The organism is Sphingobacterium sp. 40-24, from assembly GCF_001899705.1.
Classification (GTDB): Bacteria; Bacteroidota; Bacteroidia; order Sphingobacteriales; family Sphingobacteriaceae; genus Sphingobacterium; species Sphingobacterium multivorum.
This window is the reverse complement of the sequence record NZ_MKWH01000060.1, coordinates 280006-306365: the sequence shown is the minus strand read 5'-3', so window position 1 is coordinate 306365 and position 26360 is coordinate 280006. Positions and strand designations below refer to the sequence as shown.

General features: G+C 39.3%; 24 protein-coding genes. 10 read left to right on the top strand and 14 right to left on the bottom strand.

What is annotated here, in order from left to right:
• The first annotated feature begins 222 nt into the window (after positions 1–222).
• Positions 223–1206, top strand: a complete 984-nt coding sequence (locus tag BGP15_RS22945; protein ID WP_236586123.1) for a sugar phosphate isomerase/epimerase family protein — start codon at positions 223–225, stop codon at positions 1204–1206.
• Between the two features lie 46 nt (positions 1207–1252).
• Here the strand turns inward: BGP15_RS22945 and purE are convergent, their stop codons facing one another.
• From purE to glyA, 8 genes are all read right to left on the bottom strand, one after another.
• Positions 1253–1762, bottom strand: a complete 510-nt coding sequence (gene purE / locus BGP15_RS22940) for a 5-(carboxyamino)imidazole ribonucleotide mutase (RefSeq protein WP_046674039.1) — start codon at positions 1760–1762, stop codon at positions 1253–1255.
• An 8-nt stretch (positions 1763–1770) separates the two neighbouring features.
• A complete protein-coding gene (locus BGP15_RS22935; protein WP_070562338.1) occupies positions 1771–2913 on the bottom strand; it encodes a 5-(carboxyamino)imidazole ribonucleotide synthase in 1143 nt (380 codons plus the stop codon).
• A 31-nt stretch (positions 2914–2944) separates the two neighbouring features.
• Positions 2945–3448 carry an NADH-quinone oxidoreductase subunit B gene (locus BGP15_RS22930; RefSeq protein WP_353681996.1) on the bottom strand — a complete coding sequence of 168 codons (504 nt, stop codon included), beginning with the start codon at positions 3446–3448 and terminating at the stop codon, positions 2945–2947.
• Positions 3449–3450: 2 nt separating this feature from the next.
• The gene (locus BGP15_RS22925; RefSeq protein WP_070562335.1) at positions 3451–4041 is read right to left on the bottom strand and encodes an NADH-quinone oxidoreductase subunit A; all 591 of its coding nucleotides are present in this window, start codon (positions 4039–4041) and stop codon (positions 3451–3453) included.
• Between the two features lie 334 nt (positions 4042–4375).
• Positions 4376–5716: a signal recognition particle protein gene (ffh, locus tag BGP15_RS22920; protein WP_046674043.1), complete on the bottom strand. Its 1341-nt coding sequence runs from the start codon at positions 5714–5716 to the stop codon at positions 4376–4378.
• A gap of 133 nt (positions 5717–5849) precedes the next feature.
• Complete coding sequence (locus tag BGP15_RS22915; protein ID WP_070562330.1) at positions 5850–6545, bottom strand: zinc metallopeptidase; 696 nt, start codon at positions 6543–6545, stop codon at positions 5850–5852.
• A 460-nt stretch (positions 6546–7005) separates the two neighbouring features.
• A complete protein-coding gene (locus tag BGP15_RS22910) occupies positions 7006–7602 on the bottom strand; it encodes an RNA polymerase sigma factor (protein ID WP_046674045.1) in 597 nt (198 codons plus the stop codon).
• A 542-nt stretch (positions 7603–8144) separates the two neighbouring features.
• Positions 8145–9416, bottom strand: a complete 1272-nt coding sequence (gene glyA, locus BGP15_RS22905) for a serine hydroxymethyltransferase (RefSeq protein WP_046674046.1) — start codon at positions 9414–9416, stop codon at positions 8145–8147.
• Between the two features lie 285 nt (positions 9417–9701).
• Here glyA and BGP15_RS22900 point away from each other — a divergent pair, with 285 nt between their 5' ends.
• From BGP15_RS22900 to BGP15_RS22870, 7 genes are all read left to right on the top strand, one after another.
• Entirely contained in the window at positions 9702–10052 is a 351-nt protein-coding gene (locus BGP15_RS22900; protein ID WP_046674047.1) for a HesB/IscA family protein, read from the top strand.
• 214 nt (positions 10053–10266) lie between these two features.
• The gene (gene ileS / locus BGP15_RS22895) at positions 10267–13680 is read left to right on the top strand and encodes an isoleucine--tRNA ligase (protein WP_286770818.1); all 3414 of its coding nucleotides are present in this window, start codon (positions 10267–10269) and stop codon (positions 13678–13680) included.
• Positions 13681–13683: 3 nt separating this feature from the next.
• Entirely contained in the window at positions 13684–14070 is a 387-nt protein-coding gene (locus tag BGP15_RS22890) for a TraR/DksA family transcriptional regulator (protein ID WP_046674049.1), read from the top strand.
• A gap of 55 nt (positions 14071–14125) precedes the next feature.
• Complete coding sequence (locus tag BGP15_RS22885; RefSeq protein WP_070562322.1) at positions 14126–14776, top strand: lipoprotein signal peptidase; 651 nt, start codon at positions 14126–14128, stop codon at positions 14774–14776.
• A gap of 87 nt (positions 14777–14863) precedes the next feature.
• Complete coding sequence (locus BGP15_RS22880; protein WP_286770817.1) at positions 14864–15808, top strand: M20/M25/M40 family metallo-hydrolase; 945 nt, start codon at positions 14864–14866, stop codon at positions 15806–15808.
• A gap of 182 nt (positions 15809–15990) precedes the next feature.
• Positions 15991–16905: an SDR family oxidoreductase gene (locus BGP15_RS22875; protein WP_286770816.1), complete on the top strand. Its 915-nt coding sequence runs from the start codon at positions 15991–15993 to the stop codon at positions 16903–16905.
• A gap of 14 nt (positions 16906–16919) precedes the next feature.
• Positions 16920–17447, top strand: coding sequence for an acyl-CoA thioesterase (locus BGP15_RS22870; protein ID WP_120261652.1), 528 nt, complete (start codon positions 16920–16922; stop codon positions 17445–17447).
• A 110-nt stretch (positions 17448–17557) separates the two neighbouring features.
• On the opposite strand, the gene BGP15_RS22865 is transcribed toward BGP15_RS22870, so the two are convergent.
• From BGP15_RS22865 to BGP15_RS22850, 4 genes are all read right to left on the bottom strand, one after another.
• On the bottom strand, positions 17558–17965 hold the full coding sequence (locus tag BGP15_RS22865) for an EVE domain-containing protein (protein ID WP_286770815.1): 408 nt from the start codon (positions 17963–17965) through the stop codon (positions 17558–17560).
• Between the two features lie 26 nt (positions 17966–17991).
• Entirely contained in the window at positions 17992–18342 is a 351-nt protein-coding gene (gene gldC / locus BGP15_RS22860; protein WP_088160288.1) for a gliding motility protein GldC, read from the bottom strand.
• 104 nt (positions 18343–18446) lie between these two features.
• Complete coding sequence (locus BGP15_RS22855; protein ID WP_075991115.1) at positions 18447–18692, bottom strand: hypothetical protein; 246 nt, start codon at positions 18690–18692, stop codon at positions 18447–18449.
• Between the two features lie 6 nt (positions 18693–18698).
• On the bottom strand, positions 18699–20069 hold the full coding sequence (locus BGP15_RS22850) for a DEAD/DEAH box helicase (protein WP_286770814.1): 1371 nt from the start codon (positions 20067–20069) through the stop codon (positions 18699–18701).
• A 176-nt stretch (positions 20070–20245) separates the two neighbouring features.
• Here BGP15_RS22850 and BGP15_RS22845 point away from each other — a divergent pair, with 176 nt between their 5' ends.
• Positions 20246–22384, top strand: a complete 2139-nt coding sequence (locus BGP15_RS22845) for a S46 family peptidase (RefSeq protein WP_046674056.1) — start codon at positions 20246–20248, stop codon at positions 22382–22384.
• A 118-nt stretch (positions 22385–22502) separates the two neighbouring features.
• Entirely contained in the window at positions 22503–22682 is a 180-nt protein-coding gene (locus BGP15_RS22840) for a BF3379 family histone-like protein (protein WP_070562307.1), read from the top strand.
• Between the two features lie 60 nt (positions 22683–22742).
• Here BGP15_RS22840 and BGP15_RS22835 read toward each other — a convergent pair whose 3' ends face one another.
• Positions 22743–23534: a GLPGLI family protein gene (locus BGP15_RS22835; RefSeq protein ID WP_286770813.1), complete on the bottom strand. Its 792-nt coding sequence runs from the start codon at positions 23532–23534 to the stop codon at positions 22743–22745.
• 1 nt (position 23535) lies between these two features.
• The gene (locus BGP15_RS22830; protein WP_286770812.1) at positions 23536–26253 is read right to left on the bottom strand and encodes an outer membrane beta-barrel protein; all 2718 of its coding nucleotides are present in this window, start codon (positions 26251–26253) and stop codon (positions 23536–23538) included.
• Between the last annotated feature and the right edge of the window lie 107 nt (positions 26254–26360).

Below are 26360 nucleotides of genomic sequence, written 5' to 3'. Positions count from 1 at the left end.
ACTTGAATAGAAAAAAGGTCTGAAAAATATTCAGACCTTTTTTATTGGTGTGAAGAACTCCGCACTCCTCCCCTAAAAAGAACTCTTCCCAACCTACAAGACATTGACCTTCCAAAAATTTTATGGGTTAAGATTCAGCATACACTTCAAAAATATTCCCTGTTGTACCATTGATTTCTGAACAAATAATTGTACATTGTACACTAACAAGTAATCAATTATATGATGAACAATTCTCGTCGTCAATTTTTAAAGCAAGCTGGAATAGGTCTTTCGGCAGCTTATCTGGTGCCCAACTTTATATCTTGTCAAAATAAAGCCGGTGCAATCAGCGACAATCCATTACAGAATATAGGCGTACAGCTGTATTCCATTCGCGATTTAATGGATAAAGATCCGAAAGGATCTTTGGAACAAATTGCCAAAATTGGGTATAAACATGTTGAGCTCTATGGGATAGACGCCACAGCCAAGCAGTTCTGGAAATTGCCTTACAAAGAGTTGAAGAAAATATTGGATGATAACGGTCTAAAAACACATTCAGGCCATTACGATATGTCCAAATACCTCAGTAAAGCGCATACCGACAAAGAAGATCTTGCGGCTTATTTTGATGCAGCAAAAGAACTTGGCCAAGAATATGTAATTGCTCCTGTGACACCGATGTTTGATCTGAATGCATTGAAAAAAGATGATTATCTCTATGCTGCCGAGCAATTGAATAAAGCTGGTGAACAGGCTAAAAAATTGGGTCTAAAAGTTGCCTACCACAACCATTTCTGGGAATTTAGGGATCTGGGCAATAATACGACCGGTGAAGAGGTGATGTTAGCATTCACTGAACCTGATTTGGTCGATTTTGAATTAGACCTTTTCTGGGCAGAAAAAGCGGGTAAAAACCCGATAGCCTTGTTTGAAAAATTCCCCAACCGTTTTAAACTATGGCATGTCAAAGATATGGATAAAACAAAATCCAATCCCATTGAATGGCCCAAAGATGGAAAATTGCCGATTGAGCAAATCTTCAATGACATCAAGTATACCGAAGTGGGGACCGGAAGCATCAACTTCCCTGAAATCGTCAAAGAAAAGAATAAAGCCGGACTTAAATATGCATTTGTCGAGCAAGACAATATCTATATGCCAGATAAGATCGAAAGTCTCAAAAAAAGTTACGATTATGTTCAGGCAAATCTTACAAAATAAAAAAAGGGAGCAATGCTCCCTTTTTTTATTTTGTAAGATTGTCAGCTTAGAATTCGGTATCTTCGACCTCTACTGCGGTCTCGATTACTTTTCTCGCCAACTCTTCTTTAAATTCGATAATATTCTTGCTGATTGTTTCATCATGTGTACCCAGAATCTGAGCTGCCAATATACCTGCATTCTTCGCCGCATTTAAAGCGACAGTTGCTACAGGAATACCATTGGGCATCTGAAGGATAGAAAGTACCGAGTCCCATCCATCAATGGAATTTGATGATTTTACAGGTACGCCTATTACAGGTAAATGTGTAATTGAAGCGACCATTCCGGGCAAATGCGCAGCACCACCCGCTCCAGCAATAATAACTTTCAAACCACGAAATGCTGCATTTTTGGCATAATCAAACATACGTTGTGGTGTACGATGTGCTGATACGATCGTTACCTCAAATTCCACCCCAAGGGTTTTGAGCACATCTATCGCATCCTGCATAACAGGAAGATCTGATTTGCTTCCCATGATAATGCCTACCTGGGCCTTATTATTGACTGACATAGTATTGTTTAAGCTTTAACTTTTAATATTTCTTGTACTTTTCTTGCATTGGAGATCGCTTTCTCCCGGTCATCATTGATAATACAAACATGGCCCATCTTACGGAATGGCTTCGTATATTTCTTTCCATATAAATGGATATATACGCCTTCCATTGCCAACACCTCTTCTACACCCTCGTATTTGGCCAATCCTTCATAGCCAGGTTCACCTAACAGGTTAATCATAACGGCGTTCGTTCTGCATCTGGTATCACCTAACGGTAGATTGAAGATAGCTCTTAAATGCTGTGCAAATTGCGACACATAATTACCCTCTATGGTCTGGTGACCACTATTATGCGGACGCGGAGCCAATTCATTGACCAGAATATCACCATTTTTCGTTAGGAACATCTCTACAGCCAATATACCCACGATCTGCAGATCATCGGCAATCTTTTTTGCTATAGCCTCTGCGCGTTGTTGGATCTCTACACCATACAAAGACGGCGAAATCAAAAATTCCACCAAGTTAGCCTGAGGATTAAATTCCATCTCTACCATTGGAAATGTAGACACCTCACCTTTATCATTCCGGGCAACAATGACCGCAATTTCTTTTTCAAAATCTACCCATTCTTCAATTAAGCTGGGTTCTTCGAAAGCATCTTGTATATCTTGTTGGTTAACAATCTTCTTTACCCCTTTCCCATCGTATCCATCCTTACGCAATTTCTGGATATAGGGTAAGTTTAACGAGGCATTCACTAAATTATCTTTATTGGATATCAATTGAAATGCCGAAGTGGGGATATCATTTTGTTTAAAAAATTGCTTTTGCAGACCTTTATCTTGAATCAGACGAATGATACGTGATTGTGGGTACACGATAACGCCCTCGCCTTCCAGTTTCTCTAAAGCATCTACATTCACCTTCTCAATCTCGATCGTGATCATGTCCAAATCCTTACCGAAATTATAGACCGTTTCAAAATCGCCCAATGAACCACATTCAAATTTATTGCACAACTTGCGACAAGGAGCATTCTTATCCGGGTCCAATACATGAACATTTACATTGTAATTAATGGCTTCCTGGATGAGCATTCTTCCCAGTTGACCACCGCCAAGAATACCCAATTGCAATTCACCATAAAAATCTTTTGCCATAATTGATTTAAAATCTTATAAAATTTATCTTTTAAGCTTTTGCGCTGAACAATTGCTCACCCAACAAGCTTTCTTTGTCTATCTTTTTTTGCAACTCAATAAAAGCACCAATTAATGCCTCGGGACGTGGCGGACAGCCCTGGACATAAACATCCACAGGGATCACTCGATCTACCCCTTTGACCACATGATAACCATGCTGCCAATATGGACCGCCACAGTTGGAGCAAGAGCCCATCGAGATAACATATTTAGGATCGGGCATCTGTTCATATAGTTTCTTGATACGATCGGCCATCTTAAAAGTAACCGTTCCAGCAATAATGATCACGTCGGATTGCCGTGGAGAAGGCCTTGGGAATACGCCCATCCGGTCTAAATCATACGTTGAAGCCATTGCCCCCATCATTTCAATGGCACAGCAAGCAATACCAAAGCTCATGGGCCACATTGAAGACAACCTTGCCCAATTCAGCAAATCATCTAATTTGGCAACAATAATACCATTATTCTGCAATTGACTATCTAAACTCATGCTTACTCAGGTTTTTTAAATCGAGGTTTAAAGGCTGGTTTCGGCGTCGACACGTGTTCATCTGTCGTCGTTTTGTGCGCGACAGCATCTTCTACAATCCGTGCATAATCACGCACCTGATACGTCCTACTATTCAGGCTTGCATAGGCACTATCCGGGATAGCCACAGGAACTTTAGGTAAGGACACATTCGGTTTAACCCATTCCAAATCGCCCTTTTTCCAGACAAAAACCAATCCTAAAATTAAAATGCCAATGAACATAGCCATTTCAATCATGGTAAACCACCCCCATCTTCCATCTGCCGCAATATATTCGGACTGTCCAAATACAGTGGCCCATGGAAAAATAAAAATAAGCTCTACATCAAAAAGTAAAAATACAAGGGCAATAACATAGAACCGTGGATTAAACTGAACCCAAGAAGAACCAATGGGATCCTCTCCACATTCGTAAGTACCAGATTTGATGGGATTATTCTTTTTCGGAGAGATTAAACGTGCTAGAAAAATGGTCGCACAGACTAACAGCGCCCCTATCAGCAGAATGATAAGGATTTTGCCGTATTCCGATAATTGCGCGGGGTCATCCATAATAATTACAAATTTAACAAATATTTCGTTTACTCGGGTGAGGAACTTGAAATTACGAATTATTTCTTTAAAAACAGTTCGAATTTTAAGGCACTAATGCCCCGTATCCGGTCTGCAAGCAGTCCCCAATTCATCTGGTGCAGCACTTAGCAGCAACCGAAACTTAATCGAAAGAGCAATGCCATGTTCAAAACCTTCATGACTTTGCAGACACCAACAGCAATGAAAGCGGACTGAAGGTTCTTTCTGGCCAATAAGATCAGACATTTTCAGAAAAAAAAGAGGGCATCGTATAAAACGATGCCCTTCTTATGATGTAACTATTCTCCAAAAATTACATTTTTCCTGGCATTTTGGGCATATTACGCATCAATTTAGCCGCCATCGCCGGATTAGACATCTGCTTCATGACTTTACGCATATCACCAAATTGTTTCAATAACTTATTCACTTCATTAATATCAGTACCTGATCCCTTCGCAATACGTAAACGACGTTTTTGATCAATGACATCTGGGTTTTCGCGTTCAAAAGGTGTCATGGAATCGATAATCGCTTCAATGGGTTTGAAAGCATTGTCATCGACTTCAATATCTTTCATTGCTTTCCCAACGCCAGGGATCATTCCCATGAGGTCTTTCATATTACCCATTTTCTTGATTTGTTGAATCTGGGATTTAAAATCGTTGAAATCGAATTTATTCTTACGGATTTTCTTTTGGAGCTCTGCGGCTTGCTTCTCGTCAAACTGTTGCTGTGCACGTTCCACTAAGGATACCACGTCACCCATACCCAAAATCCGAGAGGCCATACGATCAGGGTGGAATACATCCAATGCATCCATCTTTTCACCTGTACCAATAAACTTGATAGGCTTATTAACGACAGATTTAATCGATAAAGCTGCACCACCGCGTGTATCACCATCCAACTTAGTCAATACTACACCTGTAAAGTCCAGACGGTCGTTGAACGTCTTAGCTGTATTCACGGCATCCTGACCAGTCATTGAATCCACAACAAATAGGATTTCGTCTGGCTTTGTCGCCTCTTTAACTGCTGTAATCTCCACCATTAAAGGCTCATCGATGGCCAAACGACCGGCTGTATCGATGATTACGACATTATTTCCATTGCGTTTTGCTTCTTCCACACCGGCTTTGGCAATCGCAATAGGATCGTTAGATTCACGATTCACATACACTGGTACGCCCACTTGTTCGGCAAGCACTTCCAATTGATCGATCGCTGCAGGGCGGTAAACGTCACCAGCCACCAACAATGGTTTTTTATTCTTTTTATCTTTAAGGTACAAGGCCAACTTACCGGAGAAAGTTGTTTTACCAGCACCATTCAAACCCGCAATTAGAATGACTGTTGGATTTTTTCCAGTCTCAAGCTCCGTAACAGATCCGCCCATCAAAGCTGTCAACTCATCGTTCATGATCTTCGTCAACAATTGGCCTGGGGAAATACTTGTCAGTACATTTTCGCCTAAAGCTTTTTGTTTAACATCGTCGGTAAAAGTTTTGGCAGTTTTATAATTCACATCGGCATCCAACAACGCTTTGCGAATTTCTTTCATCGTTTCTGCAACGTTGATCTCGGTAATACTACCCTGTCCTTTTAATACTTTAAAGGCCCTATCTAACTTATCTTGAAGATTTGAAAACATAAAATCTGAATCTTATTCTATATAAACAGCAAAGTTAAAAAAATTGTCTATAGTAACCTCATTAACACCCCATAAAAAATGCGACTATGAAAAATAATCGCATTTTTGTAGGATAAAGTTACAATATCCGTATTTAATCACTTCTACGGCCACCGAATAAAATAGACGCATAATACAAAAGTGTTACCAACGCACTTAACGCCGCTACGACATAAGTCATCGCTGCCCATTTCAAAGCATCTTTCGCACCGTCATGTTCTTCGCCATTATAGGTTACACCAGCATGGTTTAACCATTCCAGTGCGCGGTTCGACGCATCAAACTCTACGGGCAAGGTGATAAAAGAAAACAGGGTCGTAATAGCCAAAGCCCCCACTCCAACAGCTAAAAGCCAGGGGTTACCCCCTTTGGAAAAAGCAAATAGCATAACACCCAGCATCAATACCCATGATGTCATTTTAGAGGCCACATTTACCATCGGAACCATTGCCGAACGGAATCCCAACCATTTATAGGCTTTGGCGTGCTGTACAGCATGACCACATTCGTGCGCCGCTACTGCTGCAGCTGCAACACTGCGGCCACTGTAAACTTCAGGACTTAAATTTACGGTTTTATCTGACGGATTATAGTGATCTCCCAAGCGATCTGGAATAGACACTACCTTTACATCATATATACCGTTATCATTTAACATTTTTTGCGCAATCTCAGCTCCAGACATCCCATTGCTCAAAGGCATTTCGGCGTATTTCTTAAATTTGTTTTTGAATCTTGTTTGGACAATCAGGCTTACCACCATTATTCCAATAAATAAAATCAAGTACATAGCTATTCAATCGTTTTATTTTATTATATGACTATCAAACCTTATTCCAATCGTCGAAAAAAGGCATATGCATGAATTTCTAAGATAAAAAAAGTCTTTGACCTGACAAAAAGAACAGGTTCTTCTGATCTCCACATGACATAATTGCCAGATCATTTGGGCAGATAACTCCATTTTCAGCTTCGTACAGTGAAACACCTGCGCTATTTAACAAGAATCCAAGATGTAGTCTCATCGGTGAGTATTGGAGATGCGTTTTATTTCAAGTTCGATCAGGGAGCTTATTATTGAAGCAAATGGCTTTTGAAAACACGATGCCCAACGGATTGTAGCCTTGCTATACTATTAAGACAAAGATGAGAAACTAAGACAAAAGACGAGAAACTACAAAAGCGTCGAGACTTCCTATGGCTCCAATTAGCAATGCAAATAAAAAGGGGCATTAAAAATGCCCCCTTTATTATAAATAGCCCATTTGCAGGGTAAGATCAGTACCTTCAATCATTTTACGTAAATTGCTCAATGCGTAGCGCATCCTCCCTAAAGCAGTATTGATACTTACTTCGGTTATCTCCGCAATATCTTTAAAACTCATATCACAAAAGTGACGCATAATAAGCACTTCTTTTTGATCGTCCGGAAGCTTTTGAATCATTTTTTTAAGGTCGACATCAACCTGCTGTTTGAGCATTTTTGACTCTGCGCTTTCATCACTAAATTCGAGCACCTCAAAAATATCAAACCCGTCGGCATTCACAATATTCGGAGCACGTTTTGCTTTTCTAAAAAAGTCAACGATCATATTGTGCGCTATACGTATAGCCCAAGGTAAAAATTTACCTTCTTCATTATATTTACCGGATTTTAAGGTGTTGATGATTTTTATGAAAGTCTCCTGGAAAATATCTTCAGCAAGATATTCATCTTTTACTTTCATATATATGGAAGTATATATTTTCGATTTATATCGATTCAACAATGCCTCTAGACCGGACTCTTGGCCACCGACATACATTTGGATCAACTCTTGATCGCTTTTACTTTTTAAAAGTCTCATACGTCACTTACTTTTTTAGCAGTTCGCAAATAAATTATCAGTTCTGTGTTAAAATGTAAATGTTTGCCGTATAAACTATCCTTTCTTATTGTAAAACAATCAATTAATCTAAAACCAAATTACCGTAAAATAAATGAGTAATCAAATTATTACAATTTATTTTAAGATTTTTTAACATTTAAAAATAAGTTATCTACCTCATAATTCCAAAATAAAGGTTCTTCGACCACAGTACGCCCCTTCAGACAAGATGGAATAACAACCTCGAACAGCTCCAAAATAACAAGTTTTAAAGTTATTACTTCATACGGACTTTATAGGGAGCTAATAGGGACCTTATAGGGACCTCATTCGGATGAATACCTATAAAATCCGTTTAAAGTCCGTATAAGATTGTTGTTAAGTTCGTCTAAAAAGTTAAGTTGATACGAGACTGTAACGGAACTATTCTTTCTAAAATAGCAGTAGAAAAAAAGACGGGATAAAAAAAGCGGAACCACCGCATCGGTAATTCCGCTTTTTCTATTCCTATGGAAAAAGTCTTATTTATACAATGGGAACTCAGCCATCATTGCTTTTACTTTACCATGGATCAAATCCAGTTGCGCATCATTAGATGCATTTTTCAATGCCTCATCGATCAATTCACCGATTTGAATAATTTCATTCTCTTTAATACCACGTGTAGTGATTGCAGCAGTACCAAAACGTACACCTGAAGTCACAAAAGGAGAACGTGTATCGAAAGGAACCATATTTTTATTTGTTGTGATACCCGCTTTACCCAATACAGCTTCGGCTTCTTTACCAGAAATATCTTTATTGCGTAGATCCACCAACATCAAGTGATTGTCTGTACCACCAGAGATGATCTTATAATCTCTTTCTACAAAGAATTGCGCCAATGCAGCTGCATTTTTCTTTACCTGAACGATATATTCCATATACTCATCGGATAAAGCCTCACCATAAGCGATTGCTTTAGCAGCGATTGTATGTTCTAAAGGACCACCTTGTGTACCTGGGAATACAGCTAAATCCAATAATTGTGTGATTGTACGGATTTCACCTTTAGGTGTTTTGATACCCCATGGATTTTCAAAATCTTTACCGACCATGATCATACCACCACGAGGGCCACGAAGCGTTTTGTGCGTCGTTGTTGTAACAATATGGCAATGTGGAAGTGGATCATTCAATAAACCACGCGCGATTAAACCTGCAGGGTGAGAAATATCTGCCATCACAATAGCACCAATTTCGTCTGCAACTTTACGGATGCGTGCGTAATCCCAATCACGAGAATAAGCAGAAGCACCACAGATAATCATCTTTGGTTTTTCACGAAGCGCTGTTTCTTCCAATTGCTCATAGTCAATTAAACCAGTGTCTTCTTTTACACCATAAAATAATGGTTGATAGATCTTACCCGATAAGTTCGCTGGCGAACCGTGTGTCAAGTGACCACCGTGAGATAAATCAAGACCTAAAATTTTGTCGCCAGGTTTGATTGTCGCCAAAAAAACAGCCGCATTTGCTTGAGCACCAGAGTGAGGCTGAACATTTACCCATTCTGCGCCAAATAATTGTTTTGCACGGTCAATTGCGATGGTTTCGATCTCATCCACAACTTCACAACCTCCATAGTAACGTTTTCCTGGGAGGCCTTCTGCATATTTATTTGTCAACACTGAACCAGCAGCTTCCATCACTTGTTTTGAAACAAAGTTCTCTGAAGCAATTAATTCAATACCTTCTTCTTGGCGTTTAAGCTCATCAGCTATTAAATTAAAAATGGCTTGATCTCTTTCCATTGTTTTTAAATGTTGTAAAGTAAATTTTGTAGTTTATTTTAATGCCTCAAAGATAGCATATTCCATAAAGAATATCGACAAAAAGCCATATTTTATTAAATGTTCTTAGAAAAACAGCCTTATTAATGCGAATTACCTAATTAGGTCGGGATCATTTTATGGTACTATCGGACAAAATAAGCGGACAAAGAATTGAATGTTTCGAAAATGTCAAAAAATCCAGGTCAAGCAATTTGCCGTTAAAAAAATGTATTTTTGTATTGGATTGGCTAAAACACTATTAAAATGAGTACAGAACATACAGCAGTTGCTCCTGTTTCTTTAACAGAGGGGGCAATCAAGGAACTAAATAAATTAAAGGATCAACAAGAAATCTCTGATGATTTTGGTTTACGTGTCGGTGTTGAAGGCGGCGGTTGTTCCGGTATGAGTTATATCTTGGGCTTTGACCAGAAAAAGGACGGCGATAACGAATACGAAATTCAAGGAATCCGCATCTTTATGAACAAAGCACATGGCCTATATCTTGCCGGAATGGAAATCGACTTCAAATCGGGACTCGATGCAAGGGGCTTCACATTTAATAACCCCAATGCAACAAGTACCTGCGGATGTGGAAGCAGTTTTTCAGCATAACTGAATTTCAGTACAAATGAAATAAGAAAGGGACTGCCATAGGTAGTCCCTTTGTCGTAGTAGACACCACACTCATTTTTTGTCGGTTGATCGAGGAAAGATTTCAAAAAGTTCGACCTCGATTTAATGAGATTAGTACAACAAAGCCCTCTTTCATTTTCCATCATAAATCACTAAATTAGCGACCTTTATAAAAGAAGCATACAACAGTCTGATGTACAAAGAATATAAGCAGTTAAATTTACCCGAGATAGGTAAAGAGATTTTGACCCGTTGGGAACAGGAAAAAATATTCGAAAAAAGTATCAATAATCGTCCTGAAAGCAAGACCTATACATTTTTTGAAGGTCCGCCTTCTGCAAATGGCATGCCGGGGATTCACCACGTGATGGCACGTACGATTAAGGATATTTTCTGTCGTTACAAGACTTTGAAAGGTTACCAAGTGAAAAGAAAAGGCGGCTGGGATACCCATGGCCTGCCCATTGAACTTGCTGTCGAAAAAGCTCTTGGAATCACAAAAGAGGATATCGGCAAAAAGATTACCGTAGAACAATATAATGACGCTTGTCGCAAGGAGGTAATGAAATATACCGATGTATGGAATGACCTAACCACCAAAATGGGGTATTGGGTTGACCTTGAACATCCTTATATTACTTACAAGAATGAATACATCGAAACTTTATGGTATTTATTGAAAGAACTTTACAAAAAAGGTCTTTTGTACAAGGGTTATACGATACAGCCTTACTCTCCGGCAGCAGGTACGGGATTGAGTTCACATGAACTTAACCAGCCCGGCACCTATAAAGATGTGAAAGATACCACTATCGTTGCAGAATTTAGACTGATCAAAAGTCAGCTTCATCCAGCTATAGAAAAATTAGTTGACGACGATGCGGAGGATGTTGCATTCATTGCCTGGACCACCACACCATGGACTTTACCATCCAACACAGCTCTGGTTGTAGGCAAGAAAATAAATTATGTGAAGATCCGAACGTTCAATAAATATACCGGTGCGCCTGTATCCGTCGTATTAGCGAAAGATCTGATCAGCAAACATTTTAAAGCAGAAGGCGAAAATGCATCCTTCCAAGACTATAAATTGGGCGACAAAGTAATTCCTTGGGAGCTTGCAGCAGAATTTGTGGGCGAAGAGCTTGTTGGCTTGCGTTATGAGCAATTGTTGCCTTATATCACCAGCGAGGATTTACAAGAAAATGCTTTCCGCGTTATTCCAGGCGACTTTGTTACGACCGAGGATGGTACGGGTATCGTCCATGCGGCCCCTACTTATGGTGCGGATGACTTTCGTGTCGCAAAAGAACATGGTGTACCGGGCATCTTGGTGAAAGATGAAAACGGAAAAGAGGTTCCTACTGTTGACCGTACGGGACGTTTTGTAAGTGAAATCACCGATTTTGCCGGAAGATTTGTCAAAGAGGAATATTACAGTGCAGAGGAACGTTCAAAAGAAGATTTCAAACCTACGGATGTATTGATCTCTATCAAACTAAAAGAGGACAACAAAGCTTTCGATGTCAAAAAATATGAGCACACCTATCCACACTGTTGGCGGACAGACAAACCTGTTCTTTACTATCCGCTAGACAGCTGGTTTATCCGCACCACAGCAGTGAAAGAAGATTTGGTTGCCTTAAATAAAACCATCAACTGGAAACCTGAAGCAACCGGTACTGGACGCTTTGGAAACTGGTTGGAAAACTTGGTAGACTGGAACCTTTCACGTTCACGTTATTGGGGAACTCCACTTCCTATCTGGCGCTCAGAAGACGAAAATGAAGAGGTTTGTATCGGTTCCTTACCTGAATTAAAGTCTTTATTGGAAGCTTCTTTGACCTCCGACATTCTGTCTGAGGATGAAAAAGCGAAAAATAAAGCTTACTTGGATAAATTCGATACCGAACAATTGGACCTTCACCGTCCCTATGTAGACGATATCGTCTTGGTTTCTGATGCCGGACAAAAGTTATTCCGCGAACCTGACTTGATCGACGTTTGGTTTGATTCGGGTGCCATGCCCTATGCACAATGGGGACTGGATCACGAAAAATTAGCCAAAGGGGAACAATTTCCTTTTAAAGCTGGATTCGATCATGCATACCCGGCAGACTTTATTGCTGAAGGGGTTGATCAAACACGGGGCTGGTTTTTCACCTTACATGCGATTTCTACGATGATGTACAAATCGGTTTCCTTCAAAAACGTCGTTTCCAATGGCCTGGTATTGGATAAAAATGGAAATAAGATGTCCAAACGCCTGGGCAACGGTGTGGATCCATTCTCGACGATCGATCAATACAGTGCCGATGCAACACGCTGGTACATGATCAGCAATGCCGCTCCATGGGACAACCTTAAATTCAATATGGAAGGGTTGGATGAAGTCCGTCGTAAATTCTTTGGTACTTTATATAATACCTATGCTTTTTTTGCATTGTATGCCAATATCGATAAGTTCTCCTATGCAGAATCCGATATTGCGTTGGAGAAACGTCCTGAAATTGATCGTTGGATTATCTCCTTGTTAAATTCGTTGACCAAGGAAGTAGACGAATACTTGGCGGATTACGAGCCTACAAAAGCAGCGCGTGCTATTCAAAACTTTGTTGATGAACATCTCAGCAACTGGTATGTCCGTCTTTGCCGTCGTCGCTTCTGGAAAGGAGATTATACAGAAGACAAAATTTCGGCCTATCAGACACTTTATACATGTCTTGATACGATTGCGAAATTGATGTCGCCAATATCACCTTTCTTCTCGGACAGGTTATTCCTGGATTTGAATGCAGCAACGAATAAGGAACAAGTTGAATCCGTTCACTTAGCGAATTTCCCGGTTTACAATGAAAGTTTAGTCGATAAAGATCTGGAAGAACGTATGGCGTTAGCGCAGGACATCTCGTCTTTGACACTTTCCTTGCGTAAGAAAACCTCCATCAACGTACGTCAACCATTAAACAAAATTTTGGTTCCGGTACTTGATAGTGCCTTCCAGGAAAAGGTAGAAAAAGTAAAAGATCTGATACTTTCGGAGACGAATATCAAAGATATCGAGTTTATTACGGACACCACCGGTATCATTAAGAAAAAAATAAAACCAAATTTTAAAGCTCTTGGCGCGAAAGTTGGTAAGGATATGAAGTTAGTTTCTTCGTCTATCCAATCGTTGACTATAGATCAAATAAATTCATTGGAATCAACAGGCGAATTGGCCCTAGCAGGCACGCCATATACGATTCTATTGAGCGATGTAGAAATTATAGCAGAAGACGTCGAGGGATGGCAGGTAGCGAACCTAGGTAAATTGACCGTAGCATTAGATGTACATATCACCGAAGAATTGAAAAAAGAAGGTTTGTCAAGAGAATTGATCAACCGCCTACAAAATCTAAGGAAGGATAAAGGATTTGAAGTAACTGATAGAATTAACGTAAAGTTAACAGCTGCTTCAGAAGTGGTCAATGCTGCCAACGAAAATTTATCGTATATTTGCACCGAAATTCTGGCCGATTCATTGGTATTTGAAGATTCACTAACTGAAGGAGAGACCATCGAGATCGATGGCAAAGAACTTAAGGCATTAATCCAAAAAAATTAAATTATGGCAAACAACAACGAGAAAACACGCTATAGCGATTCAGAATTACAAGAATTCAAAGATATTATCTTGGACAAGCTTAGAATAGCAAAAGAAGAGCTTTCCTCGTTGACCGCAACGCTAAATAACAGTAATGCAAATGGTACCGACGATACTGCTGGAACGTACAAGACATTGGAAGACGGTTCAGCTACTTTGGAAAAAGAGCAAACAAACCAATTGGCTGCTCGTCAAAAGAAATTTATCGACAACCTAGAAGCAGCGTTGGTGCGCATCGAGAACAAAACGTATGGTATCTGTAGAGAAACAGGGAAACTGATTCAAAAAGAACGTTTGAAAGCTGTTCCACATACAACGTTGAGCATCGAAGCGAAAAACAAACAATATTAATTTTAGGCATTAAATATATGGTCTTTGTTTAGGCAAAGACCATTTTTATAACACAATGAAGGGTTATACGAAACCGATCGCGCTTATTGTCGCGATACTTTTAATAGACCAATTGTCGAAGATCTGGGTTAAGTTATCCATGACAATCGGACAAAGCCACCATGTATTGGGCAAATTTTTCCAGATTCATTTTATTGAAAACAATGGAATGGCCTATGGGATGGAATTTGGCGGTGATTATGGAAAATTATTTTTGACGGTATTTCGTATTTTAGCCGTAGCGGGTATTGGATACGGCCTGCATTACATGATCAAAAATAAGTACAACCGGGGTTTCATCTTAAATGTTGCCTTAATTCTTGCCGGTGCACTTGGAAATATCATCGATTCTGCTTTTTACGGTGTCATCTTTAGTGAAAGCACCTGGTATGATAAAGCGAGTTTGTTTCCAGCAGGTGGTGGTTATTCTTCCTTCCTACACGGGAAAGTAGTCGATATGCTTTATTTCCCATTGATTCAAGGTAACTTCCCTTCTTGGGTGCCCTTTTGGGGCGGTGAAGAGTTTCTCTTTTTCCGACCTGTATTTAACATTGCAGACTCGGCGATTTCTGTTGGGGTGGTTTTAATCCTGTTATTTCAAAAACGGTATTTCAAAACCGAAAAAGAAGAAAAATCCAGCATACACAGCGAAATCGTTGAAGATTAACGAAATATTCCTTAAAAGCCTTGTTAATCGCAAGGCTTTTATTTTTTTTCATATAACCCAATACAACTTCTAAACTCTACTATTCGCATGAAAAACATTAGTCTACTTCTGACACTTTGCTGCCTACTAGGAATCCAAATAGCACAGGCGCAGCAGATCGAAGTTTCCAACTTAAAGAAACATATTTATTACCTCGCTGACGACAAAATGCAAGGACGAGGAACGGGCAGTAAGGAAGTCTTTAAAGCTGCAGATTATATTGAAAAGGAATTCAAAAAATACAAACTTGAGCCTAAAGGTGAAAAAGGCTACCGCCAATCCTTCAAAGCCAAAGTCTGGAAGGTAAAAGTTGCAGACAGCATTCGAAATGCAGATAATATCATTGGATTTCTTGACAATGGTGCCGACTTAACAGTTGTTATAGGCGCACATTACGATCATCTGGGAACAGGTCGTCAAGGAAGCTCAAAGGATTCTTTAGGAGTAGGCAAAATCCATAACGGAGCCGACGATAATGCCTCTGGTACTGCTGGTTTATTGGAGCTCGCACGTTACTTTAGCAGCAACAAGGAAAAAGAACCTTACAACCTATTATTTATCGCTTTCGGGGCAGAAGAATTGGGATTAATAGGTTCCAAATATTTTACGGAACACCCTACGCTCCCATTGGAGAAAATCACAGCCATGCTGAATATGGATATGATTGGCCGTTATAATCCCAGCAATGGCCTTGCTGTAATCGGCTATGGAACAAGTAGTCAATGGCCGGCTATATTCAAAGATGTTCAGGCCCCTATAAAATTTAATCTTAGTAAGGATGGTAATGGCGGATCTGACCAAACTTCATTCTACAAAAAGAATATACCGGTGTTGTTTTTCCATACTGGTGGACACCCAGACTACCATATGCCGACCGATGATGCCGATAAAATTGATTACAATGCTTTAAAATCCATTTTAGATCTAGAAAAAACAGTGGTTGAAAATATCATGAAACAATCCAGTAAAATGGACTTTATATGGACCAACTAAAACAAAAAAAGCGGATTTGTCTTTAACAGCAAGTGATAATCTAGCTTTTTATATGCTCAGATGCTATAACAGAGATTAGTCAACGAGTTTGTAGACATACACGAATAAACTAAACAGCGCACTTAAGTCCCTGCAAACGAGTCTTTATAAACGGGTGCTTGGATATCATTTAATTATTATTGATGAAAAAAATACTAGTGACAGGATCCAATGGATTCCTCGGCCAAAAAGTCGTTGATTTACTTGCAAAAAATGACCAATATGATGTTGTTGCCATTTCAAAGGGTCCAAATCGCAACCCGAATCAAGTGAATTATACTTTCTATCAAGTAGACCTATCGGATCGGGAAAAACTGACAGATTTTTTAGCTGCAAAAACTTTTGATGCAATTGTACATACAGCAGCCATGACAAGTGTGGAAGCTTGTGAAGCAGATCAAGCCGCATGTCAATCGCTTAACGTCGATCTTGTGGCCTATCTTGCCTCCTATTGTACTACACATCAGACCCAATTGGTCCACTTATCTACGGACTTTGTATTTGATGGCAAAAAAAATGCCCCTTATAATGAAACAGATCTTCCCAATCCACAAAGTGAATATGGGAAAAGTAAATATGCTTCCGAACAAGTGCTTGCACAATCGGGCTGTCATTATGCTATCCTTCGCACAATATTAGTCTATGGAATCAATGCTGACCCCAATCGTTCGAATCTCGTATTATGGGCCAAAAGTAAGTTGTCACAAAATGAACCTATAAAAGTAGTCAATGACCAATGGAGAATGCCTACCTTTGTGGATGATTTAGCTTATGCTTGCCAACTCGCTATTGACCGAGAAGCACAGGGAATATTTCATATTTCAGGAGCAGAGCTTATGTCAATCAATGAGGCTGTCTACAAAATTGCAGACTTCTGGCAACTAGACAAAGGATTGATTTCGGAGATCAGCGCTGCCAGCATTGGACAGGCAGAAAACAGGCCACGGCAGACAGGCTTTGATCTGACTAGATCTAACGCGGAATTGGGTTATGTGCCGACGTCATTTACGGATGCTTTGGCAATCATAGATCATCAATTCAAAACGTTTGGACGATAATGACAAAAAATGATATGATAGAGAAATTTGCGCGAGAGTCATACACAGAGATGAACGAATTGGTATTACCCAACGATACCAATACATTTGGAAATTTGATGGGTGGCCGTTTATTGTATTGGATGGATATCTGTTCGGCTATTGCTGCTCAAAAACACTGTAGCAATGTCGTCGTCACAGTATCTGTTGATAATGTATCTTTTAAGCGCTCCATTAAACTGGGTGAGGTCGTCACGATACAAGCTCAAGTAACACGTGCGTTTAATAGTTCTTTGGAAGTACGCATGGAAATTTTCGCTTCTAATTTACCGGAAGGCACCCGTGTAAAAACCAACGAAGCGTATTATACCTTTGTTGCTGTTGATGCGGATAACAACCCTAAAGCTGTGCCTGTATTAATTCCGGAAACAGAGTCAGAACACAAAGCATACGAAGATGCACTACAACGAAGAGAACTGCGTCTTATTCTCGCAGGGAAATTAAAGCCTGAAAATGCAAAAAAATTAAAAGCGCTGGTCAGTCTTTTTAGCCAAAAGAACTAATACTTGATGTTCATGACTTGCATACCGTGTAAATAATCAAAAAGGGAAAACGATCGTTTTCCCTTTTTGATTTATATCCCCATATACTGGGTTGATTTAGTTAAGATAGCTTACGCGTTGCCAAGCGCTAAAATCCGATCAAATTCTTCTGGCTTCAGCGGCATGACAGACAAACGTCCTTGTCTGACCAAAGCAATATCCTGCAACTGCTCATCAGCCTTAATGGCTTCCAACGTAACGGATTTCTTCAGCGTCTCAACAGGTGCCAGATCCACAACGACCCAACGCTCATCATCTGTTGTCGGATCTTGATAAAATTCCTTGACGACTTTCGCCACCCCCACAACTTCTTTTCCTTCATTGCTATGGTAGAACAGGACCAGATCCCCTTCTTTCATAGCTTTGATATTATTCCTAGCTTGATAATTACGAACGCCATCCCAAAATGTACGGCCATCTTTATTAAATTGTTCCCAGCTATATTTAAATGGTTCAGATTTTACTAAGAAGTATTGCATGGTCAAATTTCTGTTAAGCGTTAAAACTATTGTTGTGGCATTAAAACTTCCATTTTATCTGCAAAATGCGCACAGTAATCACGCAAGTCGCCAATAACTTTTTCCGCCATCGGATCACCGCCTGAAGAACGGATAAAAGAGTCGCCCAATGTTTGTAGCGTTTCATAGAAAAAACGTTTCATCTCATCGTAGGGCATATCTTTAGTCCAAAGGTCGATACGCATTGAATTTTTATAATGTGAATCCCATAGGGCTAAAAACATCGCTTTTGCAGGTAATTCCTCCGCATTATTTCCATCTGTAGAAGACCACATGATATTTTCAGGTACGTTGTTTTCATCTAACTCTACCTGTAATTTTATTTCAGCTTTTTTCATTTTAATATTATTGAGCTATTTATATTGAGCTATGTTTTTTGAAACAGGAACTATATTTGCCATCGATTCACAACCTAACTCTTCTTTATTTTTAATTTTACCTCTTACCCAAAGGTTACTTTGACAATTAAACTGGTGACACAAACGACGACCAAAAATGCCAACTGTAATAACCACATTTTTTTATTTGGCTTTACAAAGACCCTAAATACAATATCAATGACGGTCAATATCAACAACAATAGGATAAATGCGCCCCAAGTAAATAAGGCCTTTTCGTCATTGGGGTTTTCCATAACAAACCAGGCAACAAGGCATGCACTAGCGATATTTAGTGGTGTAAAGCGCACAATAAATTAACGTTTTTTAAAATTACGATTTGTTCCTCCCGATTTTCCGCCTGCAGACTTACTTTTACTTTTTGCTTTTGGTTTAAATCCGGAAGCTCGTTGTGCCTCCCGCACTTCTTTCTGTTTGATAACGTATTTTTTCTCGTGAAAAGCACCTTGAAAATCAGGATCATCTTTTCGCTTTTGATTATCAATCTCGCGCGCAATATCCTGTTTTTCATGAAAGGGTGTTTTCTCTATAAAGACATCCTCTGGGAGTGCATGGACAGGGATACTTTGTTTGATCAATTTTTCGATTTTGCGAACATAATATTTCTCGGCCTCATTACAGAACGTGATAGCATCCCCTTCATTGAAAGCTCGCCCAGTACGTCCAATGCGATGTACATAATCTTCTATCACAATAGGTACTTCAAAGTTGATCACATGGCTTACATTAGAAACGTCTAGTCCACGCGCCGCCACATCCGTTGCGACCAAAATACGAATATTCCCTTCCTTAAACGCATTGATGGAGTTGATACGTGTATTCTGACCTTTATTGGCATGAATAACACGAACCTCATCTTTACCATATTTACGTTCTAAAAAGTGAAAGACATTATCTGCTACCTGCTTTGTTTTACAGAAAACAATCAATCGACTAAACGCTTCATCATCTTTCAAGAGGTGTTGAAGTAAATTCAATTTTGTCTTTTGGTTTGGAACGACATATAGCGCCTGACTTACCGTCTTGGCTGGTGTAGCTTGTTCAGATACCTCAATAATGGTTGGAAACGCCAAGAAATCACCTGCAATTTTGCGAACAAGCTCACTCATTGTTGCTGAGAACAATAAGTTCTGACGTTTGCGTGGCACAATTTCAAGTACACGATGGATCTTACTAATAAAACCCATATCCATCATCTTATCGGCCTCATCCAAGACCAAAAATTTGAGTGATTTGACGACAATGTGCCCTTCCAGGTACAAGTCCAAAAATCGACCTGGTGTTGCAACGATAATATCCACTCCTTTTTCGAGTGCTTCTATTTGAGTTTTTGGTCCTAATCCACCATAAAGTACCACTGAACGCAAATCAAGATAAGTAGAAAACAGTTTAATATTTTCTTCGATCTGCATGGCCAATTCTCTCGTTGGTGTCAAAATCAACGCACGCGCATCATTTCCCTGAGCATATTTTAGCTTCATCAGCATCGGCAAAACGAATGCCGCTGTTTTTCCTGTTCCAGTCTGAGCGATTCCCATCACATCCTGCCCGGCCAATATTGGAGTAATTGCCTTTTCTTGGATCTCTGTCGGTTGTTGATACCCCGCCTCCGCTATCGCATTTAAGATCTGTTTATTGAATTTAAAATTTTCAAATGATTGCTGCATCTTGCAAAGATAAGGAAAAGAGTCCATTTGACTTTCCTTGACAACCAATACGGTACACATTTACTTTCAATTGACATAAAAATTGGTAAAAAGCATATTATAAAGTCTAATATTTTGGTTTTTAAGAGAATTAAAGCATTTTTGTACTGTATAAACAAACTTTTTATCAGGTTGATATGAAAAAATTATGGATGTGTTTGTTGTTCATCACAACAAGCTTTGCTGCATTTGCCGATGAGGGAATGTGGTTTTTAATGTATCTAAAGCGTCTGAATGAGTCAGATATGCAGAAAAAAGGACTTCGCTTAAGTGCCGAAGAAATCTACAGCATTAACCACTCGAGCTTAAAGGATGCAATCGTACAATTCAATGGTGGCTGTACCGCTGAGATCGTTTCTGATCAAGGATTGGTATTCACCAACCATCACTGTGGCTATGGTGCTATTGCAGAACTTTCTACACCAGAAAATGATCATTTAACAAATGGTTTTTGGGCCAAATCCAAAAATGAAGAGTTAAAACCTAAGTCTCTATCGGTTCGCTTTTTTGTGCGTATGGATGATGTTTCAAAACGAATCTTAGGTTTGGTCAACAACAAAATGTCTGAAGATGAACGTAAAAAGATCATTGCTGCTGAGACTGCTAAAATCCAAAAGGAAAATAGCGAAAATGGCAAGTATGTGGTTGAAGTAAAATCGTTCTATCAAGGCAATGAGTACTATTACTTTGTATACCAAGATTACAATGACGTTCGGTTGGTGGGCACGCCTCCAAATAGCATCGGTAAATTTGGTGGTGATACCGATAACTGGGAATGGCCCCGTCATACCGGAGATTTCTCGATTTTCCGCGTATATGCTGATAAAAATGGGAATCCCGCAGAGTATGCACAAGATAATGTTCCTTTGAAACCAAAACATTTCCTACCTGTCAGCTTAAAAGGTGTTCAAGAAGGAGATTTTGCAATGATCTTAGGATATCCAGGTCGCACCAATCGTTGGATGCCTTCTGGTGGCATCAACCAAAATGTTAAATTCGCTTATCCAGCTTGGGTAGAAGCTTCTAAAACAGGTATGGATGCCATGAAAAAATTCATGGACCAAGACCAGGCAGTCAAATTGAACTACGCTTCGAAATACTCTCAAGTAGCGAATTACTGGAAAAACCGTCAAGGAATGATTGACGCTTTGACATTACATAAAACGGCGGAAGCGAAAGCAAAAGACGAAGCTAAATTTGACAAATGGGCAAATAAAGCTGCTAACAAAGCAGAGTACGGTGATGTCATCAAAACAATCAACGAATTTTATGCTTCGACAAACGAGAAAGCTAGACATGACAATTATTTAATGGGCATGCTGCGTTCTAGCGCAATGGCAGCGTTACCGTATACAATCGGATCCGGTTTAGAAGTTTATGCTGCTGGAGATGAAGCAAGAAGAAATGCTATTCTTCCTCGTTTAAAGTCGGCCATCGATGCAGGTTATGAAAAAATGTATATGCCGCTTGAAGAGCAGGTATTGATTGACGAATTGAATCTTTACGCTAAAAAAGCAGGAAATATTGCACCATATATTGCAGAATTGGCGGCTAAAAACAATGGCGATTTTACGGCGTATGTCAAAGAATCTGTGAAGAACAGCATCTTCGCTTCAGCGGAACGTTTGAACAATTATCTGGCTACCCCTAACGCTGAAATCTTAGCCAATGATCCATTGTATAAACTTTCTTCGGCCCTACTTAACAGATACCGTCAAGTAGATCCTAGCTGGAAAGCACAAGACGACAAATTTGAAGGTGCTTATCGCAAATATGTTGCTGGTGTATTGGCTTCTAATCCAAAAGGTAAATTCTATCCGGATGCGAACAGTACTTTACGTTTAACTTACGGCTCGATCAAAGGCTTACCACAAGACCCGCGTAACGATGCTGACAAGAACTTTTACACGACGTTAAAAGGTACTATTGCAAAATACAAAAAGGGCGACGAGGAGTTTGATTTGCCACAGCGTTTGATGGATCTGTACAATAATAAGGACTATGGCCGCTATGCGGACAAAAAAGGACATTTACCAGTAAACTTCCTAAGTGACAATGACATAACAGGCGGAAACTCAGGTTCACCAGTGATAAATGGCAACGGTGAATTAATTGGCCTAGCTTTTGATGGTAACATTGAAGCAATGGCTGGTGATGTGATCTTCGACCATAAGCTACAACGTACAATTTCAGTTGATATCCGTTATGTATTATTTATCATCGATAAATTTGCAGGTGCAACTAACATTATTGACGAACTTAAGATTGTTGAATAGTTTTTTTTAAGCTTTTTCGATAAAAAAAAACGAAATTTATTTTCTATTTGATTCGTTTTTGTATATTTAAGGAGTGTTTAGGAAAAACCATAAAAACTAAAATTATAATTATAAAAAAATGGAAAACTACGTAAAATTAAAAGAGTTAGTAGCTTCTATCGAAGCTGATGCAGACAAGTTCTTCAACAATGGTAATTCTGCAGCTGGTACACGTGTACGTAAAGGATTACAAGAAATCAAAACCTTAGCACAAGAACTTCGTAACGAAGTTACTGCTAAGAAAAACGACGGAAAATAGTCTTTTTCGAAGTTAGACATAAAAAGGGCCTTTCACATGAAAGGCCTTTTTTGTTGGCTTTTACAGAAATGTACAGGCCATCACCAAATTGTAAATCTTAATACCCAGGTAATCACCGAAAGAGGCCTTCAGTTTGTCATAAACCTGCTGCCTGGTCAAGGGTTTATCTTTCTTTTTCAACAATGTTGCCGATGAAGGATTTACAGCGCCCAATTCCACCTTTGTCGCAAACATATTGTAATGTAGTTCTGGAACGGCCAAACCAAGGATCATCCCCGGTAATCCATTAAAGGCCGAAGGACCTCCTGAAACAGGGATTTGATCCGTATAAAAAGCAACGGCATAGATGGAATCCAGTACAAGTCCATTGGCCCTGCGGCAGGGATAACCTGCAATTTCACGGTACTCATTCGTAATTTTCCACTTGATCTTCAATGTCGAATCCGCCACGACAACCCTTTCCCCACCTAACTCAAAGACAGAATTAAAGGCTTTACTTTTCAGATTCTGATAGCCACTTATCCCCGACTCAAAAATTCCAGAGCGCATCAAGCCACTAACAACGTCCGAATACTCTTCAGCAATATGCTCATAGAGCACCTCATCATTGGAGAAGGTCAGTTTCTTTTTCAACACCTGATTTTCGGGAATCTGCCCCATCATTTCTTTGATGGAGTTTCGTGTATCCTCGTCTTTTGCATAAGTTGCATAGCGTTTGAGGAGGTTTTTAAGAAACACAGTCTTGTCATACGTAATTGTTCCTTGTGTAGGAAAATAAGCATATTGTCCAACAGCTGTAGCTCCCCAGAAAAAGAACAGCAATAGGACGAGTAAATTTTTGATATCTTTCATTTTATTTCGATTTTACGAGCATTTTATTTATTTCCCAAGTGAGCTTAACCATATAATATCTACTGATTGTATTGTATCGGCGTTCCGTCAGTAGTGTTCCATTTTGACTTCTGTCAAAACCCACATTCTGTTTGAAGAGGTCATTAACCATAAAGGTCAATTCGAGCTTTTCATCTTTTCGGAATTTTTTTGACAATGCAGGGCTCAGCACAAATCGTTCAAATTTTTTACTGTACACCGCCGTGGGTGCCTGATACGTATAGCTAAAATCTGCCCGCACAATAAATTTAGCCGGAAGAAAATACTTTAGGTTTCCTTCAGATGAAAACGTAAATCCCTTACTATCTTCCATTGCACCGATGGAATTGTCTTGTATAAGATATCCTGGAGACAATTCAATACCAAAGTCCAAGCCTTTGGTGGTCGATCGCTGTAGACTATAATTGATCGCATAACGCTGCACTTTGGCATTCGTCAAAACAGTATTGACATAGTTATAATTGTTGCTGAAAGATACCGATGGACCGCCACCATGTCTCAATTGAATTTTTTTCCATAATTTGCCGTAATACATTGGCCTGATGCTAATTTGATTATTGCTGTTATGATTCAAATTTCCCCAGACAAATGTCGTCTTGCCCAATGAATCAATCGTTGTATTTTGCACCAAAGCATTGTTGGTACGTGATGCACTCAAAAATATACCTATAAACTTATCTTCCAACACGGAATACGTTCTAAAGCTTAGATTCAAATTATTGGTGTAGGAGGGTTTCAAATTTTCATTACCTAGATATTCATTCAAAGGGTCCAAATTCGACCGGAGTGGCTGGATCTGATTCAAAGAAGGCAAACCATTGGTACCCTGATATTCCAGATTGATCGATTTATTTTTTTGTATTTCATAATTAACATTAGCCACCGGATTATAGACAAAAAAAGATCGTGAGAGTCTCGAATTTTCCATCCGGTTTAACTGTGACAGATTACTGTTTTCGAACTTATTCGAGACATTGATCACTAGCTTTTCCAGGGGTTTATAATTAATTGCGAAATTATAGGTGTTTTTTATCGTTTTATATAAGAAATCATTGCTATACAAACTATCTAGCCTATCAAAAGTACCGGTATGCTGATTTTTATCGAAAGATCTAACTGCGTTGTTATTTCTGTTGAGATTCAATCCATATTCAAAAGAAAGGATCATCTTTTTTGAAATCGGTTCGGAATAAGCGAATTCACCGCCCGTGGAAAAAGAGCTGTTTTTCACAAATTTCTTCTGGTCGAGAGTCGAATCTCTTTCAGCATTCCCTTCTTTGTAAAATTTGAGTTTAGAAAACAAATCTTGCTCACCATCCTGTTTATTACCTGATGTAAAATAGTTGAATGATAACGAACGGCCTTTCTTTTTAAAACGTCTTACATAGAGTGCTGAGGCATTATACTGTTCTGACTTAGAATCGTTCGTAAACTTCCGCATGTTATTGTTGATCTTTTGATCAAATTGATTTACAGTAGTTGATTGTGTCTCTGAAGAACTATTATCATGTCTTTTGTTTGCACCTGCCCAGACCGTTAAATCCGACATGGAATCGACCTTAAATTCATATTTCAAACCAATATTATGCTTTCTGTTCTCATTTGACGCCAATGTGCTGCTATTGCTAGTCAATATCGTGTCGCGTGCCGCATTGCGCGTAAACACACTGCGATCCAGATCAACATCAGATCGGATATGCTTATAGTCGATCCGCCAAGCATGTTTTTTGTTAGCGGTTTTATCCGAATATAAAAATCCTGTATTCAAGGATTTGGGAATACCTTCGCCATTAAAATTATCACCGCCATCGTAATCTCCCCCCATACTATTCACTTCATCATAGCTGAGACCGGTCTTCCCGGTATTGCTTGCAATCAAATAAGCCGAAGCTTTAAACGATTGATTAAAATAGTTCAAAAAGCCCTGTCCAGCGTAGAATTTATCGCTACCTCCACCGACATCAACTTTTCCGAATATTCCGCGTCTAGCTTCCTCTTTTAGTTTCACGTTGATTGTCTGTGTACGTTCACCGTCATCAATTCCTGTTTTCTCAGCCTTATCAGACTTCTTTTCATAAACCTGAATTTTATCAACCATATCAGAACGAATATTCCGGCTTACTAAAATGGGATCGTCACCAAAGAACTCTTCCCCGTCAACAAGCATTTTCTTCACTGTTTTTCCTTGGGCAGTAATTTTTCCAGAGGCATCGACGGTGATCCCAGGTAAGACTTTCAACAAATCTTCAACTTTGGCGTTCTTTTCCACTTTAAAACTTCCAGCATCATATTCCGTTGTGTCCCCCTTGATACTAATGGGCACCCGTCCCATTACAATGACTTCCTCCAGCAAGGTTGCGCTGCTGGTCATTCCAATAGATAGGTTATTGTAATGCTGCCCTGGCAAGATCTCCGCGTAATATTCACCATACTTCGGATAGGTTACAATGATAAAATATTGTCCCGTATCTGGTCGCTCAAGAGAGAACTTACCTTGTTCATCTGAACGGGTAAAATTGGTCAAAATAGAATCTTTGGCAGTTAACAACATAATGGTTGCATTATGCAGCTTAAGCTGATCCTTTACATCACTGATTTTTCCTTCAATTCGCGATTGAGCATGAACTATTCCGCAGAAACAGAATAAAATAAGTAAAAGTAGTTGCCCCACTCTTTTCATAATATGGTTTTGGATAGTATATAATTATATAAATAATAAAATTCGTGCACAAAACTAATATTTTGTTTCAGTTAATTTCAGTTTATCCCAAAAAAAATACAAGCAAT